Annotated in this window: 16 protein-coding genes; 9 read left to right on the top strand and 7 right to left on the bottom strand. The window is 65.1% G+C overall.

All coding sequences use genetic code 11. The annotated features are described in order from the left end of the window. Positions 1 to 164: 164 nt before the first annotated feature. Both ACZ5KU_RS17705 and ACZ5KU_RS17700 read left to right on the top strand, forming a co-directional pair. Entirely contained in the window at positions 165 to 569 is a 405-nt protein-coding gene (locus ACZ5KU_RS17705; RefSeq protein WP_054060373.1) for a PA0061/PA0062 family lipoprotein, read from the top strand. A gap of 29 nt (positions 570 to 598) precedes the next feature. Then, complete coding sequence (locus tag ACZ5KU_RS17700) at positions 599 to 1,009, top strand: PA0061/PA0062 family lipoprotein (protein ID WP_054060372.1); 411 nt, start codon at positions 599 to 601, stop codon at positions 1,007 to 1,009. Between the two features lie 87 nt (positions 1,010 to 1,096). On the opposite strand, the gene ACZ5KU_RS17695 is transcribed toward ACZ5KU_RS17700, so the two are convergent. Continuing rightward, positions 1,097 to 3,106 (bottom strand): hypothetical protein, encoded by a 2,010-nt coding sequence (locus tag ACZ5KU_RS17695; RefSeq protein WP_054060371.1) that lies wholly within the window; start codon positions 3,104 to 3,106, stop codon positions 1,097 to 1,099. Positions 3,107 to 3,351: 245 nt separating this feature from the next. Continuing rightward, positions 3,352 to 4,044 carry a YoaK family protein gene (locus ACZ5KU_RS17690; protein ID WP_081006066.1) on the bottom strand — a complete coding sequence of 231 codons (693 nt, stop codon included), beginning with the start codon at positions 4,042 to 4,044 and terminating at the stop codon, positions 3,352 to 3,354. Positions 4,045 to 4,242: 198 nt separating this feature from the next. Between ACZ5KU_RS17690 and ACZ5KU_RS17685 the strand changes: the two genes are divergently transcribed. Continuing rightward, positions 4,243 to 5,889, top strand: coding sequence for a phospholipase D-like domain-containing protein (locus ACZ5KU_RS17685; RefSeq protein ID WP_054060370.1), 1,647 nt, complete (start codon positions 4,243 to 4,245; stop codon positions 5,887 to 5,889). 148 nt (positions 5,890 to 6,037) lie between these two features. Here ACZ5KU_RS17685 and ACZ5KU_RS17680 read toward each other — a convergent pair whose 3' ends face one another. Next, positions 6,038 to 7,267: an NADH:flavin oxidoreductase/NADH oxidase family protein gene (locus ACZ5KU_RS17680; RefSeq protein ID WP_054060369.1), complete on the bottom strand. Its 1,230-nt coding sequence runs from the start codon at positions 7,265 to 7,267 to the stop codon at positions 6,038 to 6,040. A 78-nt stretch (positions 7,268 to 7,345) separates the two neighbouring features. On the opposite strand from ACZ5KU_RS17680, the gene ACZ5KU_RS17675 reads away from it, so the two are divergent. After that, positions 7,346 to 7,762 carry a MerR family transcriptional regulator gene (locus ACZ5KU_RS17675; protein WP_054060368.1) on the top strand — a complete coding sequence of 139 codons (417 nt, stop codon included), beginning with the start codon at positions 7,346 to 7,348 and terminating at the stop codon, positions 7,760 to 7,762. Between the two features lie 43 nt (positions 7,763 to 7,805). Here ACZ5KU_RS17675 and ACZ5KU_RS17670 read toward each other — a convergent pair whose 3' ends face one another. Continuing rightward, a complete protein-coding gene (locus ACZ5KU_RS17670) occupies positions 7,806 to 9,344 on the bottom strand; it encodes an MFS transporter (protein WP_416769201.1) in 1,539 nt (512 codons plus the stop codon). A gap of 256 nt (positions 9,345 to 9,600) precedes the next feature. Here ACZ5KU_RS17670 and ACZ5KU_RS17665 point away from each other — a divergent pair, with 256 nt between their 5' ends. The 3 genes from ACZ5KU_RS17665 (at position 9,601) to ACZ5KU_RS17655 (ending at position 14,554) form a co-directional block, all read left to right on the top strand. Continuing rightward, the gene (locus ACZ5KU_RS17665) at positions 9,601 to 10,482 is read left to right on the top strand and encodes a LysR family transcriptional regulator (protein WP_416769199.1); all 882 of its coding nucleotides are present in this window, start codon (positions 9,601 to 9,603) and stop codon (positions 10,480 to 10,482) included. Between the two features lie 294 nt (positions 10,483 to 10,776). Continuing rightward, the gene (locus ACZ5KU_RS17660) at positions 10,777 to 12,366 is read left to right on the top strand and encodes a TerC family protein (RefSeq protein WP_054059820.1); all 1,590 of its coding nucleotides are present in this window, start codon (positions 10,777 to 10,779) and stop codon (positions 12,364 to 12,366) included. A 100-nt stretch (positions 12,367 to 12,466) separates the two neighbouring features. After that, the gene (locus tag ACZ5KU_RS17655; RefSeq protein WP_054059821.1) at positions 12,467 to 14,554 is read left to right on the top strand and encodes a putative bifunctional diguanylate cyclase/phosphodiesterase; all 2,088 of its coding nucleotides are present in this window, start codon (positions 12,467 to 12,469) and stop codon (positions 14,552 to 14,554) included. A gap of 115 nt (positions 14,555 to 14,669) precedes the next feature. Here ACZ5KU_RS17655 and ACZ5KU_RS17650 read toward each other — a convergent pair whose 3' ends face one another. From ACZ5KU_RS17650 to ACZ5KU_RS17640, 3 genes are all read right to left on the bottom strand, one after another. After that, the gene (locus ACZ5KU_RS17650) at positions 14,670 to 16,121 is read right to left on the bottom strand and encodes a DHA2 family efflux MFS transporter permease subunit (RefSeq protein WP_193394237.1); all 1,452 of its coding nucleotides are present in this window, start codon (positions 16,119 to 16,121) and stop codon (positions 14,670 to 14,672) included. A 298-nt stretch (positions 16,122 to 16,419) separates the two neighbouring features. Further along, positions 16,420 to 17,340, bottom strand: coding sequence for a transaldolase (gene tal / locus ACZ5KU_RS17645; protein WP_054059822.1), 921 nt, complete (start codon positions 17,338 to 17,340; stop codon positions 16,420 to 16,422). A gap of 130 nt (positions 17,341 to 17,470) precedes the next feature. After that, the gene (locus ACZ5KU_RS17640; RefSeq protein WP_054059823.1) at positions 17,471 to 18,364 is read right to left on the bottom strand and encodes a LysR family transcriptional regulator; all 894 of its coding nucleotides are present in this window, start codon (positions 18,362 to 18,364) and stop codon (positions 17,471 to 17,473) included. 158 nt (positions 18,365 to 18,522) lie between these two features. Between ACZ5KU_RS17640 and ACZ5KU_RS17635 the strand changes: the two genes are divergently transcribed. Both ACZ5KU_RS17635 and ACZ5KU_RS17630 read left to right on the top strand, forming a co-directional pair. Further along, the gene (locus ACZ5KU_RS17635) at positions 18,523 to 19,350 is read left to right on the top strand and encodes an HTD2 family dehydratase (RefSeq protein WP_054059824.1); all 828 of its coding nucleotides are present in this window, start codon (positions 18,523 to 18,525) and stop codon (positions 19,348 to 19,350) included. A 49-nt stretch (positions 19,351 to 19,399) separates the two neighbouring features. Next, positions 19,400 to 20,563: an acyl-CoA dehydrogenase family protein gene (locus ACZ5KU_RS17630; protein ID WP_464735927.1), complete on the top strand. Its 1,164-nt coding sequence runs from the start codon at positions 19,400 to 19,402 to the stop codon at positions 20,561 to 20,563. The last annotated feature ends 6 nt before the right edge of the window (positions 20,564 to 20,569 follow it).

Genomic DNA, 20,569 nt, shown 5'->3' with positions numbered 1-20,569 from the left:
TAACGTTTGGCTTTCACCAACATGAAGGATCTTTTAGGTAACGACTTAAATTCCCTTCATTTCCCTTCATTTGTGAAAACCGCTCTATCTCGCCACTCTTGGCGCCGATCCGACGGCGATCCCGTCTACCGAAACCCCAGATGAATGTGAGAGGAGTTCATACGATGAACCACAAACCGCTGCTGCTGATTCCGACCCTGGGCCTGGTCTGCCTGCTCTCGGCCTGTGCCGGCCCCCTGCCCAAGGCTGACCCGAGCGAGGCCTGGATCGGCCTGCAGGGCCAGTCGAGCGACAACCTGATGGCGGAACGGGTGGACGGCAAGCGGGTGGACGACGGCCGCTATTTCGAAGTGGCGCCCGGCAAGCATGATCTGGAAGTGACCCTGATCCAGGGCGCCAACGGTGACCTCGACCAGCCGGAGTGCACCGGGCATGTCGAGTACGACCAGTTCAAGGCTGGCAGGCAGTACCACCTGGTGCAGTCCGGTTCGGGCAGCGATGTCGGCGCGATCCTGGTCAACGACCACGGCAAGCCTTTGGCCCAGTCCCATCTGTTCTCCTGCATCTGACGGCTCTTTTATCTTCGAGGTGACCCTGCATGACACTCAAACCGCTGATGCTGCTTCCCACCCTGGGCCTGGCCGTCCTGCTTTCGGCCTGCGCCGGCCCAATGCCCAAGGCTGACCCGCACCAGGCCTGGATCGGGCTGCAGGAGGAAGCGCCGAATGACCTGCTGGCCGAGAAGGTTGATGGCAAGCCGATCGATGACGGACGCTTCTTCGAAGTGACGCCCGGATCCCACAAGCTGGATGTGATGCTGGTGGAGATTCCGGTCGGCGATGGTAATCAGGAAGACTGTTCGGGAGAGGTCTCCTACAAACAGTTCAAGGCCGGTGAACACTACAAGCTGGTGGAGTCGAGCCTGGGCCAGGAAGTCAGTGCTCGCCTGCTGGACGCTCATGGCAAGGAAGTGGCCCATACCGGCGACTTCCAATGCATGCCGGGTTGAGGCGGCAATGGCAGTTACTGCACCGGGCCCCGAGTTGGGATCTACCGCCTGACGCCCGGTGGCAGCAAGAGCTACAAACGCAGATAGTCAGTATGGCGCGGCACTGATGGTCGCGTTGCGCCAGGCGGTCTGCAGCTGCTCGTCGAGCAGCGCGGGCACGCTCTTGCCCGGCTGTTTCTCCAGGCTCAGCTTCAACCCGTTGAGCGAGCGGCCGCTGAGGCGGTTCTGTGCCAGATCTTCGCGAAACACCTGCTCGGCGTCGGCGTACTGCTGCTGTTCCAGCAGCGCATAGCCGAGGGATTCACGCAGGGTGTAGTACCAGTCCGGCGGCTCGTTGTAGGCCAGTTGGTCCTGGATCTCGACCGCCTTGCGCCAGGCGGCGATCACCTGGGCCGGGTTGTCGCCCTGCAGGGCCTTCAGGTCGGTGAGCAGGTCCTGTTGTGGTGCCTTGGTGAGCACCTGGGCGGCACTTTCCTTGAGGGCCATCAGGTCCAGCTTGCCCTGGCTGCTGGCCTGGGCCCTGTTCAGCAGGATCAGGTTGGCGATACGGAACAGCTGGAGGGCGTCGTTGTTGCCGTACTTCAGGGGCTTGTCACCCTTGAGGCTGTTGTCGACCGTCTGCCAGTATCCCTTGAGTGCCTCACCTGCCTTACCGCTGTCGGCTCCTGGCTGGGCCAGTTGCTTGTAGGCGTCGGCATAGGCCTTCATGGCCTGGGTGTAAGGAGCGGTCAGTTCCACCCAGGGTGTCTGACTGCCCTTGGTCGCGGCGGTGCAGGTGTCGTTGATGGTCTTGAGGCCGGCGATGATTTTCGGCTCGATCCGCGCCAGCGCGTCCCAGTCCTGGAAGCGTACGGCGAAGTAATAGGGTACGGCGTAGAAGTAGTCGGATTTGGTGGCGATCTCGTCAGGGTACTGCTTGCAGAGAAAATCCAGCGCGGCGTAGCGGGTGGTGTTTTCCACCAGTTCCTCGGCCATGTTCATCGTTTCGTTCTGCCGGCCCTCGATGGACAGGGTCCAGGTCAGGAAGTGGATGTTGTGCCCCAGGTAGTGCAGCGGGTAGGGGCTTTGCGGGTTGACCTGATGGGTGTAGGCGCGATCGACCGACACCGCGGTGTAGTTGGTGACACTGGCCAGGGCGTTGTTGCCGATGCGCTGGTAGATGTGCGATGCCATGTGCACCAGGTGGCCGATCGCCGGGTTCTGGTCGCGAAAGCGCTCGGCCATCGGCAGACCGCTGGCGGGGAAGGGCGATTCTTCGATGGCGTGGATGTAGAAGTGGTTGGCGCCGGTGTGGAACTGATCCTGGACCAGCACCCGGTTGAGTACCTGCAGGGCCTCGTAGGCGTGCTGGGTCGGCTCGACGTCGTTGGAGGTCGCCGCGGAGCCTTTCCACCATTTCCACGGTTCCAGGTTGAGCAGGGCATCGGCGTACAGGGTGGCGGCATCCAGGTCGTCGAAGTAGGTCTGCGACAGCTTTTTCATGGCCTCGGCGTAGCGCTCGTTGCCCTCCCTGCCGAGGAGTACCTTGCCCTCCTTGAGTGTGTACAGGCTCAGGAACGCACTGGCGTAGTCGACTTCGCGCTGCAATTGCCGGGGGCTGAACTTGTCTTTGGCGAGCGGATCAGCCTGGCGCGCCTTGGCCTTTTCGAGGGCGATCTGGGCCGAGCGATAGGCCAGGCGATCGCAGCCGAGGGTGGCGTCGCTGTTGATGTTCGAGTTGGCCGACAAGGCGATGCCCCAGTACGGCATCGCCGAGCCCTCGTCGACGCGGCTGGCCTGGTAGAAGGCACGGATGGCCTCGGCGAAGTTGAAACCGTACTGCAGGGCGATGCCCTGGCTGTAGAAGGCTTCGACCTTGTCGGCGTCCTTGAGGGCGACCAGCGGGTAGCGGGTGCCGCCCAGGCCGGAGAGCAACCGGGCCGGCTGGGTGTCCTGGTCGCTGACACACTCGAGCAGGCTGCGCTCGTAGGGTTCGTCGGGCGGGGCCGGGACGAAACTCTTGGATTCTTCGGCACCGCCGTGGACATGGGCCTGGGCGGCGCCGGCCAGCAGGCAGAGGGCGAGCAGCGAAGGTTGGAACAGGTGGCGTACATCCATGTAGCGGTTACTCCAGAGGGGGGGCAGTTGATCATGTGGCGGTAGTGCCGGCCCATTCGCTGGCTTGCCAGCGAATGGGCCCTCAAGCCTTATCCCGCAGTTTCCATTCGATACCCAGTATTGTTGGGTTTTGGTGGAATGGCAATTTGCCGCTACGGCATTCGCTGACGGCCGGTGCCCTGGTCATCGGGGGAGATAAGCACCACGGGGGGAGACGCCGGGCGATCGGTGTGCCCGGCCGGTGTTCAGGTGCGCAATTGATCCTTGTGATGGGTATTCAGGCAAACCCCGATGGCCACCACCACCGGCAGCAGCAACCCCCACAGCCCCGTCGCCAGATACAGCAGCGCGGCACTGACGCAGCCGGCGGCGAAGGCCAGCAGGGTGGTGCAGATCGGCTTCAGACGCTGGCGGATCGTCGCCCGTTGCGCCGGGTCATGCTCACCCCACAGGGCGAACACATCGATGGCGAACTGGGTGACGTTGCCGGTCATCAGGGTGGTCGGCGGCGCGCCCTTGAGGTGCTGGCGGGAAATCGCATTCTGCACCGCCATGGCGGCGACGCCGGTCATGCCGGTGATCAGCGCCGTGGTGCTGTCGCCGTCGGCGAACGGGCCCCAGCAGATCGCCAGCCCGGCAAAGGCGGCGAGCATCAGCGTGTGAGCCACCAGCAGCAGGCGCAACGGCACCAGGCCGCGGCGGTGAATCGCTACGGCGGCCAGGTGCGTCAGGCCCACCACCAGCACGAAAACCGGCAGCGCGATCAGCTTGGACAGAGCGCCGGAGGCGCCATGGACGATGCTCACTCCCAGGGTCACGAAGTTGCCGGTGACATGGGCGGTGAACAGGCCCTGCAGGGCGAGAAAGCCCAGGGTGTCGACGAAGCCGCCATTGAAGCTCAGGGCCGGGGCCACGCTGGGGTGCAAGGAGGATTCCATGAAAGGTCCTTTCGGGTTCGGGAAGGAAAACCGCAGGAGGGTGTCAGCCCGCCGCGGATCATCGATCAGCCTAGAGCCCGGCGCGGCCTGGTGCTTGTATCTGGGTGCTGAATGTTTCATTTCATGGGCCGGTAGGCATACTGTCGACAAAGTTGGCTAGCCTTCTCCTCTCCAGCCGATCTCTCAAGGATGTGATGCATGCGCGTACTTCAAAGCAATGCCCAGGACGATTTCCGGGTCAAGGCGTATGCCGGCACCAGCGGGGTGTTGCTGGCCTTCGACCTGGCCGAGTCACGCCGTGCCGGCCTGCTCGGGTTTGCCATCGAGCGCCAGGTGGGCGACAAGCCCTGGCGGTTCCTGTTCAACAGCCTGACCTTTCCCGGCAGGGAGCACACCTTCCCCCAGTATCACGCCACCCCCAGTGATGTCGCACCGCTGCAGAAATTCCGCTGGGCCGACTACAACGTCGAGCCCGGTAGCACCTGCAACTACCGCGTGCACCTGGCCTATGGCACACCGGCTGCGCCGCGACTGGACGAGTCGCTGGCGATCAGCGTGACCACCGACAACGGTATGCCGAAGAACCAGCGGGTGATCTTCAACCGGGCGGTGGCGGCGAGCCAGGGGTTCGAGCGCAAGTTTCCTCAGCTGGACCAGCAACTGACCGGCCAGAAGGACCTGCCGATCGAGCAATGGCCGGACGCCGCCCGCCTGTGGCTGGAAAACGGTCTGCTGGAGGCGCTGCTCGGTTTCATCGCCCGCGCCCGGGATGCGCAGTGGGGGCTGGATATCGCCATCTACGAATACCAGTTGCCGGCGATCGTCGAGGCGGTGAATGCGGCCAACGCCCGCGGCGCGCGCATCCGCGTGCTGTATCACGCCAAGGTCGGGGACGAGGACACCGCGCTGAACGAGCAGAGCCTGGCGGCGATTCCGGCCGCGAGCAAGCGCGGGCGGGTCACCAGCAAGATCTTCCACGACAAGTTCATCGTCCTCAGCCAGCGCGACGCCGCTGGCGAGTATCAGCCTGCGGCGGTGCTGTGCGGCAGCACCAACTTCACCGCCAATGGCGTGTACCGCCAGGCCAACGTGATTCATATCCTCGACGACCAGCGCCTGGCGACCGAATACAGCCAGGTTTTCGAACAGATCTGGGCGGCGCCGGCGGATGTGGCGGCGACTCGCAAATGGATCACTCAAAATAATCCCATGGACCCCGGCCAGCCGCTGTTCGCCGGTTTCTCTCCGCGCACTGGCCGGGCGGACCTGGCGGAGTTCGTGCAGATCATCACGGCGGCGCAGAAGGACGTGCTGTTTGCCACGGCCTTCGCCTTGCCCCAGGATATTCTCGACGCCCTGCTCGGCAAGCCCCATGACGACGTGCTGCGTTTCGGTCTGCAGAACACGGCCAGCAGCATCTCCGGTATTCACGCCGACCGCACCGACGATTTCGTCGCCACGGCGCTGCTCGGCAGTGGCCTGGAGGGTTGGATCAAGGAGGGCCTCAAGGGGCAGAAGGGGCGCCTGCTGGTGCACACCAAGGCCATCGTCACCGACTTCACCACCGATGCCCCGACCATCATCAGTGGCAGTCATAACCTCAGCGTCGGGGCCAGTGAGGGCAACGATGAGAACTTCCTGGTGATTCGCGGCGATGTCGACCTGGCGGATCGGTATGGGCTGGAGATCCTGCGTTTCTATGAGCATTACCGGTTTCGCTATTACGCGAAGAAGCTGGCGCTCAAGCAGGTGCAACCGCTGGCACCGGATGACAGTTGGAGCGATGCGTACTACAAGGATGGGGACCTGAGGATGTTGTCGCGGTTGCGGTTTGCCGGGCGTTGACAGGGGCCAGGGCCGAGCCCGGCGGTCATTTGTCCAGCGCTTTCGCGGGCAAGCCCGGCTCCTAAAGAGTGTGGCCGAACGATGCTCTTGTGTATGGCGCAAACTTGTAGGAGCCGGGCTTGCCCGCGAAAGCGCCCCGCCAGACGCATCACCGCTGGCGCTTCATCGCCGCCCGATACTGCCGCGTCCGGCGCCCGATGAACAACCGGTCCAGTACCAGGGCCCAGGCCGGTGAAACCTCGGGTCTGGTCCGGCGCCCCTGGCTCAGGCGCTTGAGCTGGAACTTCACCACCGCCATGTTTGCCAACGCCGCCAGCGGCTTTTTCTTCCAGCGGATCGGTGGCAGTTGCGGGTGGCTGTCGCGGCCTTCGCGCCAGTGACGGGGCAGGTTGGGCTCCACGGCCAACGCGGTACCGATGCCGGCCATGGCGACGCCGCTGTCGAGTACCTGTTGGACCACAGGCAGGCGGCGGATGCCGCCGGTGACCATCAGCGGCATCGTCGCGACTTTCGCCAGCTCACCGGCCATTTCCAGGAAGTACGCCTCGCGTGCCAGCGTCCGGCCGTCACGCGCTTCGCCCTGCATGGCCGGCGCCTCGTAGCTGCCGCCAGACAGTTCGACCAAATCCACCGGCAGGGCGTTGAGCCATTCGATGACCTGGCGGGCGTCGTCGGCGTCGAACCCTCCACGCTGGAAGTCCGCCGAGTTGAGTTTCACCGCCACGCAGAAGCTCGGCGCCACCTCGGCGCGAATCGCCTTCACCACCTCCAGCAGCAGGCGGGCGCGGTTTTCCAGGCTGCCACCCCAGCGGTCGCTGCGACGGTTGCTCAGCGGTGAGAGGAACTGGCTGAGCAGATAGCCGTGGGCGGCATGGATCTGTACACCGGTGAAGCCTGCCTGTTCGGCCAATCGGGCGCTGCGGGCGAAGCGGGCGATCACCTCGTCGATATCGGCTTCACTCATGGGCCGGGGTTGGGCGAACATTCTGGAAAACTCGCCCATCTCCAGGGACACCGCCGAAGGCGCCAGGGTGGCCTGGCCGAGATTGGCCGGGGTCTGGCGGCCGGGGTGGTTGAGCTGCACCCAGAACTGCGCCCCTCTGGCCCTGCCGATGGCCGCCCACTGGTGGAATTTCCCCAGGTGGCGTTCATCCTCCAGCACCACGCCGCCGGGGCCGGTCATGGCCCGGCGGTCGATCATCACGTTGCCGGTCAGCAGCAGGCCCGCTTCGCCGTCGGCCCAGGCGCGATAGAGTTCCATCAGGGGTTGGGAAGGGGCATTGTCCAGGTCGGCCATGTTTTCCTCCATGGCGGCCTTGGCAATGCGATTGGGGATCTGTACGCCGTTGGGTAACGACAATGCCTGGAAGGGTGACATGCTTGACTCCGGGGTAGTGGAGGGCTCAGGCTAAGTTTAAAGTAAGGTTTAATGTCAATAGCCGCTGCGAGGATTTCCATGAAAATCGGTGAACTGGCCCAACGCAGTGGCCTGGCGGCCTCGAAGATCAGGTTCTACGAGGCCCAGGGGCTGATCCACAAGGTTCGTCGCCAGGCCAACGGCTATCGCGAATACCCGCCCGAGGTGTTGCAGACCCTGTCGATCATCCAGTGCGCGCAGCAGGCCGGCTTCAGCCTGGAAGAGTTGCGTGCACTGGTGCCGACCAGCGAGCCCGGGACCTGGGACCATGATGAAATGATTGCCAGCCTGGAGCGCAAGATCGGCCAGATCGAGTCCATGCAGGCGCGCCTGGCCCAGAGCAAGCTGCAACTGCTCGGCGTGGTGAACAGCATCCGCAACAAGCCGGCGGATGTGTCGTGCCGGGAGAATGCCGAACGCCTGATGACGTCGCTGGCAGGGCCCCTGGACGGCTGAACAGGGCCGGGCAAGCCTTGCGCCCCGGCCCTCTGCGAAGCCGTTACTCGCGCACCAGGGTCAGCGCCTGCGTGCCGGGCAGCGGCTTGCGCATCAGGGTGCCGACCACCACGGCGCCCAGCAGTGCCAGCAGGCCCGCCAGCCAGAGTACCGTACCAAAACCGCCGACAAAGGCCTGGTGCGCCAACGGTTGCACCGCCGGACGGGCCGCTTCCGGTAGCGTCGCCATGGCCGCCTGCATGTCACCGGCCACCACTCGCGAAGCGATCTCCTGGGCCCGGTCGAGCCAGAGGCTGGCCTGGCTGGCGAGACGGGCGTGCAGCAGATCCCGGGTATGCCCGGCCAGCACGGCGCCGAAGACCCCGATGGCCAGCACGATCGCGCTGAAACGCATGGTGGTGCTCAGGCCCGAGGCCATGCCCGTCCGATCGCGGGGCACGCAGGCCATGATGTTTTTCTGCGTGTCGCCGTTGAGCAACCCGGCACCGGCGCCGGTCACCGCGATCGCCAGGCCGAAGCCCGGGTAGCCGCCGCTGGAAACCGCCCAGGCACTGAGCAGGTTGCCGCAGCCGACCAGGGCCAGCCCGGTGGCCATCAGGGTTGCCGGTTGCAGTCGCGACGCCAGCCTCACGCCGATGCGCGGGCAGATGAGCATGGTCAGGGCGAAGGGCAGCATGCCCAGCCCCGAGTCGATCGCCGACAGCCCCAGGCCGTTCTGCAGGTAGAACGGCAACAGCGTCATCATCACCTGGGCGCAGCCGGCATAGGCGAACATGCCGAGCAGGGCGCCGATGAAGCGCGGATGGCGAAACAGCTGCAGGTCGACCATCGGCCGTTTCTGCACGCGCTCGACCAGCACGAACACCCCCAGCAGGGCGCCGCCGGCGAGCAGGCGGGTACTGGTCAGCGGGTGGCTCCAGCCGATCCGGTTGGCCTCGATCAGCCCCCAGATCAGACACAGCAGCGCACCGCTGAAGGCCAGGCTGCCCCAGGGATCGAGACGCGCCGACTGGCTGTCGCGCGATTCCGCGACCGCATGGCGGACCAGCGCCACCAGCAGCAGGCCGATGGGCAGGTTGATGAAGAAGATCCAGCGCCAGCCCAGGTACTCGGTGATCAGCCCGCCGACCGTCGGCGCGGCGGTCATCGCCAGGCCCATGCAGGCCCCCCAGAAGGCCCAGGCGCGGGCGCGCTCGACCTCGTCATGAAAGGTGTGGCCGATGGTCGCCAGCGCCGAGGTCAGCAACAGCGCGGCACCGACGCCCTTGACCGCCCGCGCGATATCGAGGAACAGGCTGTCGGGCGCCGCGCCGCAGCCCAGGGAGGCGAGGATGAACAGGCCCAGGCCCCAGAGCAGGGTCTTTTTGCGCCCGAAGCGGTCGGCGATGCTGCCAGCGGGCAGCAGCAGGGCGGCGAAGGCCAGCATGTAGGCGCTGACCACCCATTCGATCGCGGTGAAATCGGCGCCCAGGTCGCGGGCGATGCTCGGCAGGGTCACGGCGACGATATTGGTGTCCAGGACAATCAGCGAGCAGACGCCGGACGCCGTGAGCAATGTCAGTCGCGGGCTCACCCGGCTCACGGCCGGGCCTGCACGGGCAGGGTGGCAGCGCTGGTCTTCGAGGCCTCGCTGTGCATGATTGCCTTGAAGGCAATGACGGTGGGGGAGGCGGTCATTGCAAGCCCAGGCCGGTCGCAGTGGCTGAAGAATAAGGGTGAAAGGTATTTGACGGGCATGTTCAGGCTTCTCTACTGTGGCGGTGAGAGCAGCTTATCGTGGGCAAAACCCGTCTGCGTTAGGCTGGCCTTGGCACTTCGTTACCTTTGAGCTAATGACCATGGAAATCCGTCATTTCCGCTATTTCCTCGCCGTGGCCCGGCAGCGCAACTTCACCCGGGCGGCGGAACAGCTGGATATCGCCCCACCGACCCTCACCCGGCAGATCCAGGATATGGAAAGCGCTCTCGGGACCCGCCTGTTCCAGCGCGGGCCACGCGAGGTCAGCCTGACCGAGGCCGGCGCGGCGTTGCTGCCCGAGGCCGAGGCGACCGTGCGCCAGTTCGAGTTCGCCCAGCGCAATGCCCAGCGCGCCGGACGGGGCGAGATCGGCCATATCGAGATCGGCTATGTCGCCTCGGCGGTGTACTCGGGCGTGCTGCAACAGCAGGTCAAGGCCTATGTCCGCGATTTCACCGATGTCAGCCTGAACGTGCGGGAAAGTCCCATGGCGGCGCTGCCGGGGCTGATCGCCGAAGGGCGTTTCGATATCGGCTACGTGCGTTCGCCGATGTCGCTGCCCGAGGCGGTGGAGGCGGTGCGCCTGAATGCCGAGGGCTTCGTGCTGGCGCTGGCGGACGACAGTTGGCTGTGCCGCTTGCGGAACATCGCTGCCGAGCATCTGCAGAACGAGACCTTCGTGCTGCCGGAGCAGATCAACGGTACCCTGCAGGTCGCAGCCCAGGGCGGCTACGCGCCGCACCTCGGGCCGCAGCCCGGTGGACTGGTGGCGGTGATTGCCGCGGTCTCGCTGGGCCAGGGGGTGGCGGTGGTGCCCGAGTCGGTGATCGGTCACGTCAACCTGCCGAATGTGGTCTATCGACCGATCGTCGGCTGTCAGGCGACATCCTGGCTGTCGCTGATTCATCGGCGTTTCGAAAAGGCGCCGGCGGTGGCCCGCTATATCGAACGGGTTCGCCAGGATTTCCGCGCTGAGCGGTAACCGTCGCGCGCTGCGCTTTCATGATTTGAAATAGTTTGCCTGTCAGGCGGTTCTCCGGGGTCATGTAGGATTTATTTCCCTATTAGTCACTCAGGTTGTACATGAACACCCTCGCGGAACCTCCCGGTCGTCCCCTCACGCTTTTCTTCATGCACGCGCCCCGGTGGTGCGCCAGGCCCGGCAATCCCCCCTGTCGAGCGTCTTTTCCTCTGTTGCCGCGTCGTCTCCTGGCCGTCCCCGGGCTCGATACCGTCGTGCACCTCTGTTCGAATCCACTAAGGGAGCGCATTTTTCATGGAATGGTTGGCTGACCCCACGGCCTGGCTTGGCCTGTTGACCCTGATTTTCCTCGAACTGGTGCTGGGTATCGATAACCTGGTGTTCATCGCGATCCTGGCGGACAAGTTGCCGCCGCACCAGCGCGACCGCGCCCGTGTCATCGGTCTGTCCCTGGCGTTGCTGATGCGTCTGGGCCTGCTGGCCAGCATCGCCTGGATGGTGACCCTGACCCAGCCGCTGTTCGAGGTGCTGGGCAAGAGTTTTTCCGGCCGCGACCTGATCATGCTGTTCGGCGGCGTGTTCCTGCTGTTCAAGGCCACCATGGAGTTGCATGAGCGGCTGGAAGGGCACGTCAGCCAGCGCTCGGCGAATGGCGGCTACGCGCTGTTCTGGCCGATCGTCGCGCAGATCGTGGTGCTCGATGCGGTGTTCTCCCTGGATGCGGTGATCACCGCCGTCGGCATGGTCGAGGAACTGTCGGTGATGATGATCGCGGTGATCGTCTCCATCGGCCTGATGATCGTCGCCAGCAAGCCGTTGACCCGTTTCGTCAACGAGCGGCCGACGGTGATCATGCTGTGCCTGGGCTTTCTGATGATGATCGGTTTCAGCCTCACCGCCGAGGGCCTGGGCTTGCACATTCCCAAGGGCTACCTGTACGCGGCCATTGGCTTCTCGGTGCTGATCGAGCTGTTCAACCAGGTGGCCCGCGCCCGGCGCAAGCGCTCGGCCCACGGCCAGCGGCCGCTGCGTGAGCGTACCGCCCATGCGGTGCTGCGCATGCTCGGTGGACGACGGTTGTCCAGCGAGGAAGTGGGCGAGGAGATCGCCGACCTGCTTGAGCCTTCGGCGGACGAGGCCCAGGTGCCGTTCGAGCGCAGTGAGCGGGTGATGATCAGCGGCGTGCTGCAACTGGCCGAGCGGCCTATCCGCACGCTGATGACGGTGCGGGCGCAGGTCGACACCCTGGACGTCGCCGACAGCCCGGCGCTCGTTCGGGAGAAATTGATCCGTTCGTCGTACTCTCGCCTGCCGCTCATCCGCCAGGGGGCGGTCGACGAGCCGCTGGGCTTCGTGCACAAGAAGGAGCTGCTCAAGGCCTACCTGGACGGGACTGAACCGGGACTGGAGTTTTTGGCTCGCCGGGCGATAAACCTGTTAGACAGCTACTCTGTGCTCAACGCCCTGGAGCAGATGCGCCAGGCCTCGACCCATATCGCGTTCGTGGTCAACGAGTTCGGTGATTTCGTCGGTCTGCTGACCATGACCGACATCCTTGAGTCGATCGCCGGCGAGTTGCCCGATGCCAGTGAGGTGGAGGGTCCCGAGGTGGTTGAGGAAGCGCAGGGTTTCCAGGTCAGCGGGGCCATGACCCTGAGCCGCGCGCGGCAGCGCCTCGGGATCGAGGCCCGGGCCACCGAGGATTACCAGACGCTGGCCGGGCTGGTGATGAGCCTGCTGGATCGACTGCCGATGGTCGGCGATCAGGTGCAGTGGGCGGGGTGGCGGATGACCGTGGTCGCGGTACGGGAGCGGCGGGTGACCCGGCTGTTTCTGGTGCGTTTGCAGGAGGGTGTCATGGAGAGGACACAGGGGGCTTGCTGATGAGTCGATCTTTCCCGTGCGCCTGGCGGCGAAGCGGGTAGAATCGGCGCCTTTTTGGTAGTCCGGAGGTGGCTCCGGCATGAGGTTTCAGGGTATTTCGATGCTCATTGGCAGTTATTCATCGTCGCTGGTCCTCATGTCGCTCTGCGTGGCGATCCTGGCTTCCTATACCGCCCTGGATCTGGCCGGGCGGATTGCCACCGCCAGCGGACGGGCGGTCTACCTGTGGATGGCCGGGGGCGCCCTGGCCATGGGCGTGGGGATCTGGTCGATGCACTTCGTCGGCATGCTCGCGTTCCGCCTGCCGATCGAGCTGGGCTACGACGGGCCGATCACCGCCTTGTCACTGCTGATCGCCATTCTGTCCAGCGGTTTTGCCCTGTGGCTGGTCAGCCAGCCGCGCCTGCCGCTGATGCAACTGGCGTTCGGCTCGCTGATCATGGGCGCCGGCATCAGCGCCATGCACTACACCGGCATGGCGGCCATGCGGATGCAGCCCGGCATCGACTACGACCCGACCCTGTTCGGTGCCTCGCTGCTGATCGCCGTCAGCGCTTCGGCGGCGGCGCTGTGGATCGCCTTCCACCTGCGCCGCAACACGCCCTATATCCGCCTGGCCCGCAGCGGTGCCGCGGTGATCATGGGCGTGGCCATCGTCGGCATGCACTACACCGGCATGGCCGCGGCGAACTTCCCCGAAGGCAGTTTCTGCGGCGCGGCAGCCAGTGGCCTAGCGGTCAAGGGCCTGGACAACCTGGTGCTGGTGACCAGCCTGGCGGTGCTGTCGATCGCTTTGCTGACTTCGGTGCTCGATGCCCGGCTGGAGGAGCGCACCGCCGACCTGGCCGACTCCCTGACCCTGGCCAACCAGGAACTGACCCAACTGGCCCTGCACGACAACCTCACCGGCCTGCCGAACCGGATACTGCTGGCCGACCGCATCGACCAGGCGATGCACAAGGCGAGTGCCGAAGGGGGGTGTTTCGCGCTGATGTTCATCGATCTGGACGGTTTCAAGCCGGTCAACGATGCCTTCGGCCATCATGTGGGCGACCAGTTGCTGCGTGCCGTCGCCCATCGCCTGCGTGACGACTTGCACTCCCAGGATACCCTGGCCCGGATCGGGGGCGACGAGTTCGTCCTGCTGGCGCAATTGTCCGAGCAGGATGACGCGCTGCAGGTGGCCACGCGTCAGGTCAGCCTGATTTCCCAGGTGTTCCAGGTGGCCGAACAGGATCTGCAGATCTCCGCGAGCATTGGGATCGTGCTGTATCCCGGCAGTGGCCGCACCGCCGAAGAGCTGCTGATGAACGCCGACGCGGCGATGTACCACGCCAAGGGTGCGGGCAAGAATGGCTACTGCTTCTTCGACGCCTCGATGAACGGCAATGCCCGCAAGAAGCTCAAGCTGCAGCAGGACCTGCGCCAGGCGCTGGAGACGGGCGAGCAGTTCCGCCTGCACTACCAGCCCAAGTTCGACGCCGTGAGCGGCTTGCCGATCGGTGCCGAGGCGCTGGTGCGCTGGCAGCACCCCGAGCAGGGGCTGATGATGCCGGACGCCTTCATCACCCTGGCGGAGAAGAGCGGCCTGATCATCCCGATCGGTGAATGGGTGTTGAACGAAGCCTGTCGACAGATGCGCCAGTGGTACGAACAGGGCTACCGGGACTGGCGTATCGCCGTGAACCTGTCGGCCCAGCAGTTCTGCCACTCCGGGCTGGTGGCCAGTGTCGCCAGTGCCCTGGCCCGGCACCATCTGCCGGCCAACAGCCTGACCCTGGAAATCACCGAAACCACCACCATGAGCGATGCCGACGCGAGCATGACGGTACTGCGCCAGCTCTCGGAAATGGGCGTGGATCTGTCCATCGATGACTTCGGTACCGGCTACTCCAGCCTGATGTACCTCAAGCGGCTGCCGGCCACGGAATTGAAGATCGACCGGGGCTTTGTCCGCGACCTGGAGCACGACTCCGATGATGCCGCGATCGTCTCGGCGATTGTGGCGCTGGGGCAGGCATTGGGGTTGCGGATCGTTGCCGAGGGCGTCGAGACCGACAAGCAGCGCGACTTCCTCACCCGCCTGGGTTGCAATTCACTGCAAGGCTACCTGCTGGGGCGGCCGATGCCGGCCGATCTGTTCATGGCCAGTATCCGCCAGGCGCAGGAGCAGCAGGCTACGGGGTGAGGTGGGTACGCCGGGTACCTCCAGCTTGCTGACCCCCTGTTATTGTGGGAACGGGCTTGGCCGCTTCCACCAATCCTCCTCCCAAACTGCCTCTGCAAGCTGCAAACAGGTGTCCCTACACTGCCAGTGGAGTTTCGCCGCCGACGTTGCTGCCGGTCCGGGTCCGCATCAAGGTCGCGGCCATTCCGGCACCCAGCGCGGAAAACATCGCCCCGGCCAGAAACGCCGCCTGGTAGCCGTCATTGAGCGCCACCAGCTCCGCCACCCCGGCGCCCAGGTGCAGTTGCGTGCGCGCCGCCGCCAGGCTCGCCAGGGCTGCCAGCCCGAGTGCCCCACCCATCATGAACGCGGTATTGACCATGCCCGAGGCCAGCCCCGATTCGGACGGCGCGACATCGTTCATCGCCGCCAGCAGCAGCGGGTTGAAGGCGATCCCGGCACCCAGTCCCAGCAGCACCATACCCGGCAGGATATCGTGGACGAAGTTGCCATCCACCGGTGCCTGGGCGAACAGCAGCAGGCCGAGCGTCGCCAGGCCCAGCCCGGCGGCAAGCGGCCCGCGGATGCCGAAGCGCATCACCAGCCGGGCCGAGATTCCCAGGGAGAACACCGCCATGATCAGGTTCGCCGGCAGGAACGCCAGCCCGACTTCCAGCGGCGTGTAGCCCAGCACCAGTTGCATGTACAGCGCCGAGAGAAAGAACCAGGCGAACATCGCCGCGGCCCACAGTACCCCGACGACATTCGCCACCGCCAGGTTGCGCAGGCGGAACAGGCGCAGCGGCATCAGCGCAACCTTCACCCGGGTCTCGACCAGCAGGAACACCGCCAGCAGGCCGATGGCCAGCGCCAGTTGCCCGAGGGTGCGTGGCGAGCCCCAGCCCATCTCGTTGCCATTGACGATGGCGTACACCGCCAGCATCAGCGAGGCGGTCACCGTCAGGGCGCCGAGCACATCCAGGCTGCGCTCGGGATGCTGGTTGAGAGACCTGGACAGCAGGCGCAGCGACAGCACGATCACCGCCAGGCCGATCGGCAGGTTGACCAGGAAGATCCAGTGCCAGCTCAGGGTGCTGGTCAGCACCCCGCCGAGCAGGGCCCCGAGGCTGCCGCCACCGGCGCAGACGAAGCCGTAGACGCCCATGGCCTTGGCGCGTTCGGCCGGCTCGCTGAACAGGTCCATGATCAGCGACAGCGCCACGGCGGTGACCACGGCGGCAGCCAGGCCCTGGAAGGCCCGGGCCCAGATCAGCAGGGGCTGGGTCTGGGCGATGCCGCAGGCCAGCGAGGCCAGGGTGAAGAAGGCGATGCCGAGCAGGAACAGGCGGCGATGCCCGTACAGGTCGCCCAGGCGACCACCGAGCAGCAGGAAGCCGCCGAAGGTCAGCATGTAGGCGTTCACCACCCAGGCCAGGGCGGTTTCGCTGAACTGCAGGTCGGTCTTGATCGATGGCAGGGCGACGTTGACGATGGTGGTGTCGAGCACGATCATCAGCACCCCGAGGCACAGTACTACCAGGGCCAGCCAGCGCTGTCGGGGGTTGGAGGAGGTATCAGGCACGGTCATGATGGTCTCTCTTATAGGCAGGCGCCAGAGTTTAGGCACCGGTTCATGACGGGCTCAATGGTGAAATTGTCGGTGGATTGTGAAGAGGTGTTGCCGGGGTACGTGCGCTTGGAACTGAAGGTTCTACACAGGAAACCGTGGGAGTCGGCGCGCTGGCGATAGCGGTGTCACGGGATTGTTGCGGGGCTCGTTGGCCCTTTCGCGGGCAAGCCCGGCTCCGGCAGATCCATGGCGGACACGAAATTGCGAACGCCGTAATCCTGCAGGAGCCGGGCTTGCCCGCGAATGGCCCGAAGTCTTACCGGGTCAGCAAGGCTTCCAGCTTCTCCTGGTCGCGAGCGAACTGGCGGATCCCTTCGGCCAGCTTCTCGGTCGCCATCGCGTCCTCGTTGGAGGCCCAGCGGAACTGCGCCTCGTTCAGGTTCTGACGGGCTTCACCGGTGGTGCCCGGGGTCAGCTTGCGTACCAGGTTGCCCTGGTCCTGGGAGAGTTTCTCCAGCAGGTCGGGGCTGATGGTCAGGCGGTCGCAGCCGGCCAGGTGTTCGATCTGGTTGAGATTGCGGAAGCTGGCGCCCATGACTACGGTCTTGTAGTCATTGGACTTGTAGTAGTTGTAGATGCGGGTCACCGACTGCACGCCCGGATCGTCGGCGCCGGTGTATTCGTTGCCGGTGGACTTCTTGTACCAGTCGTAGATACGGCCCACGAACGGCGAGATCAGGAACACCCCGGCATCGGCGCAGGCCACGGCCTGGGCGAAGGAGAACAGCAGGGTCAGGTTGGTCTGGATACCGGCCTTCTCCAGCTTCTCGGCGGCGCGGATGCCTTCCCAGGTGGACGCCAGCTTGATCAGCACGCGGTCACGACCGACGCCGGCCTTGTCGTACAGCTCGATCAACTGGTTGGCCTTGGCCAGCAGCGCGGCTTCGTCGAACGACAGGCGTGCATCGACCTCGGTGGAAATGCGCCCGGGAATCGCCTTGAGAATGCCGGCGCCCACCGCGACCGCGAAGTGGTCGCAGGCCAGGCCGACATCGCCCTTGGCCTGGGCCACGGCGTTCTGGAGCAGCTCGGCATAGCCCGGCAGGGCGGCGGCCTTGAGTAGCAGCGACGGGTTGGTGGTAGCGTCGACCGGCTTGAGGCGGGTGATCGCGTCGAGGTCGCCGGTGTCCGCGACCACGGTGGTGAACTGCTTGAGTTGTTCCAGCTTCGAAGTCATGAGCGTCTCTATCGGGAAGGGCATGGATCAATGCACTGATTGAGTGCCTGGGGCGTAAAAAGTTCTGTCGCAGGAATGGCTCAAGCATGCCGCGCAAGCCGGTGTTGTGCAACCCGCAACACGGGCCGGTTCATGTCGCGGGCGGCGGCATCAGCGTTGCGATCAGGGCGCGGACGGTGCCGGGCAGGGCCTCCAGCTCGCGCACCAGAATGCTGCGTTCGCGAATCGCCCACGGCTCGTCCAGCGCCACGCTCACCAGTTGCATCGTTCGGCTGTGCCGAACGGCCGCCGATTCGGGAATGATGCCGATACCGACACCGGCCTCGACCATCCGGCAGATCGCCTCGAAGCTGGAAACCTGGATACGCAGCGACAGGGTCTTGCCGATCCGTTCGACGTGTTCGCGCAGGAAACTCAGCAGGGTGCTGCCCTCGTGCAGGCCGATATGCTGGTAGGCCAGGGTCTGGCCCAGGCTGACCGCTGGCTGGCCCGCCAGCGGGTGGTCGGCCGGAACGATCAGCACCAGCCGGTCGGTGCTGAAGTGCAGCACCTGCAGGCCGCTGGCTTCGACGGGGCCGGCGATGATGCCCATGTCGCTGGTGCCGTCGAGCACGCCACGGACGATGTCCCGCGACAGCCGCTCCTGCAGGTCCACCGTCACCCCCGGGCGTTCCGAGAGAAACCCGGCCAGCACCTCCGGCAGGAACTCGGTGACCGCCGTGGTGTTGGCGAAGATGCGGATATGCCCGGCTGAATCGCTGCCGTAGTGGGTGAATTCGCTTTTCAGGTAGTCGACCTGACGCATGATCAGCCGTGCGTGCTGCAGCAGCCGCTGGCCGGCGGGGGTCACCTCCACGCCACGGCTGTCGCGGTACAGCAGGCGGGTGTCGAGCTGCGCCTCCAGGGCCTTGATCCGCGCGCTGGCGGCAGCTGGCGAGAGGAAGGCGCGCCTGGCGCCCTGGGTCAGGCTCGGCGATTCGGCGATATGGATGAAGAGACGCAGGTCCGCCAGGTCGAAATGCATGGATGACTCCAGTCAGGGGGCGTGGCCCGTGTGGCAAGCGGACAGGCCGCTGGGCGTTCAGCATACCCGAACGCCGGTTTATCGAAATGCAAATTCTCGGAACGTCGATCAGCTTGCATCATCGGCGCACAACGATAAACGGCAAGGGGAAACCTTCCATGAGTGTGACGGATCCGAGAGCCTGGCTGGGCCGTAGCGAAGAGGCTCACGATCAACTGAGCCGCAACCTGCTCAAGCGTATCGCCGCGACCTTTGGCGAAAATGCGCCGGCCCATGGCGAGGCGTTGCCAGCGCTCTGGCAGTGGTGCTTTTTCCAGGACCCGCTGCCCGAAAGCCAGCTGGGCGGCGACGGGCATCCGGCCCGGGGTGGTTTCCTGCCGCCGGCGGACAATCGCAACCGCATGTGGGCCGGTGGCCGCCTGGAGTTCTTCGACAGTCTCAAGGCCGGCTTCGATGCCACCCGCGTTTCCACCATCCGCCATATCGAGGAAAAGCAGGGCCGTACCGGTGCGCTGCTGTTCGTCACCGTGTGCCATGAGTACTTCCAGGATGGCCGGCTGGCGATCCGCGAGGAACAGGACATCGTTTACCGCGAGCCGACCCCGCCCAAGCAGGGCAGTGGCGAGACGCTGCCGCAGGGGCAGTGGCACGAGGCGGTGGAGCCGACGCCGACCCTGCTGTTCCGCTACAGCGCCGTGACCTTCAACGGCCACCGCATCCATTACGACTACCCCTACGTCACCGGCACCGAAGGCTACTCCGGCCTGGTGGTGCATGGCCCGATGATCGCCACCCTGAACCTGCGCGCGTTCTGTCGCGCCCACCCCGAGGCCCGGTTGCGGCGCTTCTCCTATCGCGGTCTGCGCCCGCTGATCGCGCCACAGCCCTTCGAGGTCGGCGGACGGATCATCGAGCCTGGCGTCGCCGAACTCTGGGCCGGCAATGCCGACGGTCTCGCCCAGCAGGCTCAGGTGCACTTCGAGTAAAAGCCCGCCACCGGACTGATCAAGACAAATCAGAAAAGGCCTTCTACCCATGAACTCCAATCAGAACGAAGCACTCAATGCCATTCGCGAGGGCGTGCGTGCCCTGTGCGCCGGGTTTCCCGCCGAATACTGGCGCAGGATCGACGAGGAAAAGGGCTTCCCCGAAGCTTTCGTCAAGGCCATGACCGAAGCCGGCTGGCTGTCGGCAATGATTCCCGAGGAATATGGCGGCTCCGGCCTGGGCCTGGCCGAGGCTTCGGTGATCCTCGAGGAGGTCAACCGTTGCGGTGGCAACTCCGGCACCATCCATGGCCAGATGTACAACATGTTCACCCTGCTGCGTAACGGCAGCGACGAGCAGAAGCGCCATTACCTGCCAAAGCTGGCCAGCGGCGAGCTGCGCCTGCAGTCGATGGGGGTGACCGAACCGACCACCGGCACCGACACCACCAGGATCAAGACCACCGCCGTGCGCCAGGGTGACAGGTATGTGATCAATGGCCAGAAGGTGTGGATTTCGCGTATCCAGCACTCCGACCTGATGATCCTGCTGGCGCGGACCACGCCGCTGGCCGAGGTCACCCGCAAGTCCGAAGGCATGTCGATTTTTCTTGTCGACCTGCGCGAAGCCATCGGCAACGGCCTGACCGTGCAGCCGATTGCCAACATGGTCAACCACGAGACCAACGAGCTGTTCTTCGACAACCTGGAGATTCCGGCCAGCAGCCTGATCGGCGAGGAAGGCAAGGGCTTTCGCTACATCCTCGACGGCCTGAATGCCGAGCGCACGCTGATTGCCGCCGAATGCATCGGCGATGGCCGCTGGTTCGTCGAGAAGGCCAGCCAGTACGCCCGCGACCGGGTGGTGTTCGGCCGGCCGATCGGGCAGAACCAGGGCGTGCAGTTCCCAATCGCCGAAGCGCATATCGAGATCGAGGCCGCCGACCTGATGCGCTGGCGCGCCTGCGAGGAATACGACGCGGGGCAGAGCGCCGGCGCCTCGGCCAACATGGCCAAGTACCTGGCGGCCAAGGCCAGCTGGGAGGCGGCCAACGCCTGCCTGCAGACCCACGGCGGCTTTGGTTTCGCCAATGAATACGATGTCGAGCGCAAGTTCCGCGAAACCCGCCTGTACCAGGTGGCGCCGATCTCCACCAACCTGATCCTGTCCTACGTGGCCGAGCACCTGCTCGAACTGCCGCGCAGCTTCTGAGGAGCC

The sequence above is a fragment of the Pseudomonas sp. Tof1 genome (genome assembly GCF_055390395.1).
The sequence above is the reverse complement of the archived record's forward strand: the minus strand, read 5'-3'. Positions and strand labels throughout refer to the sequence as shown.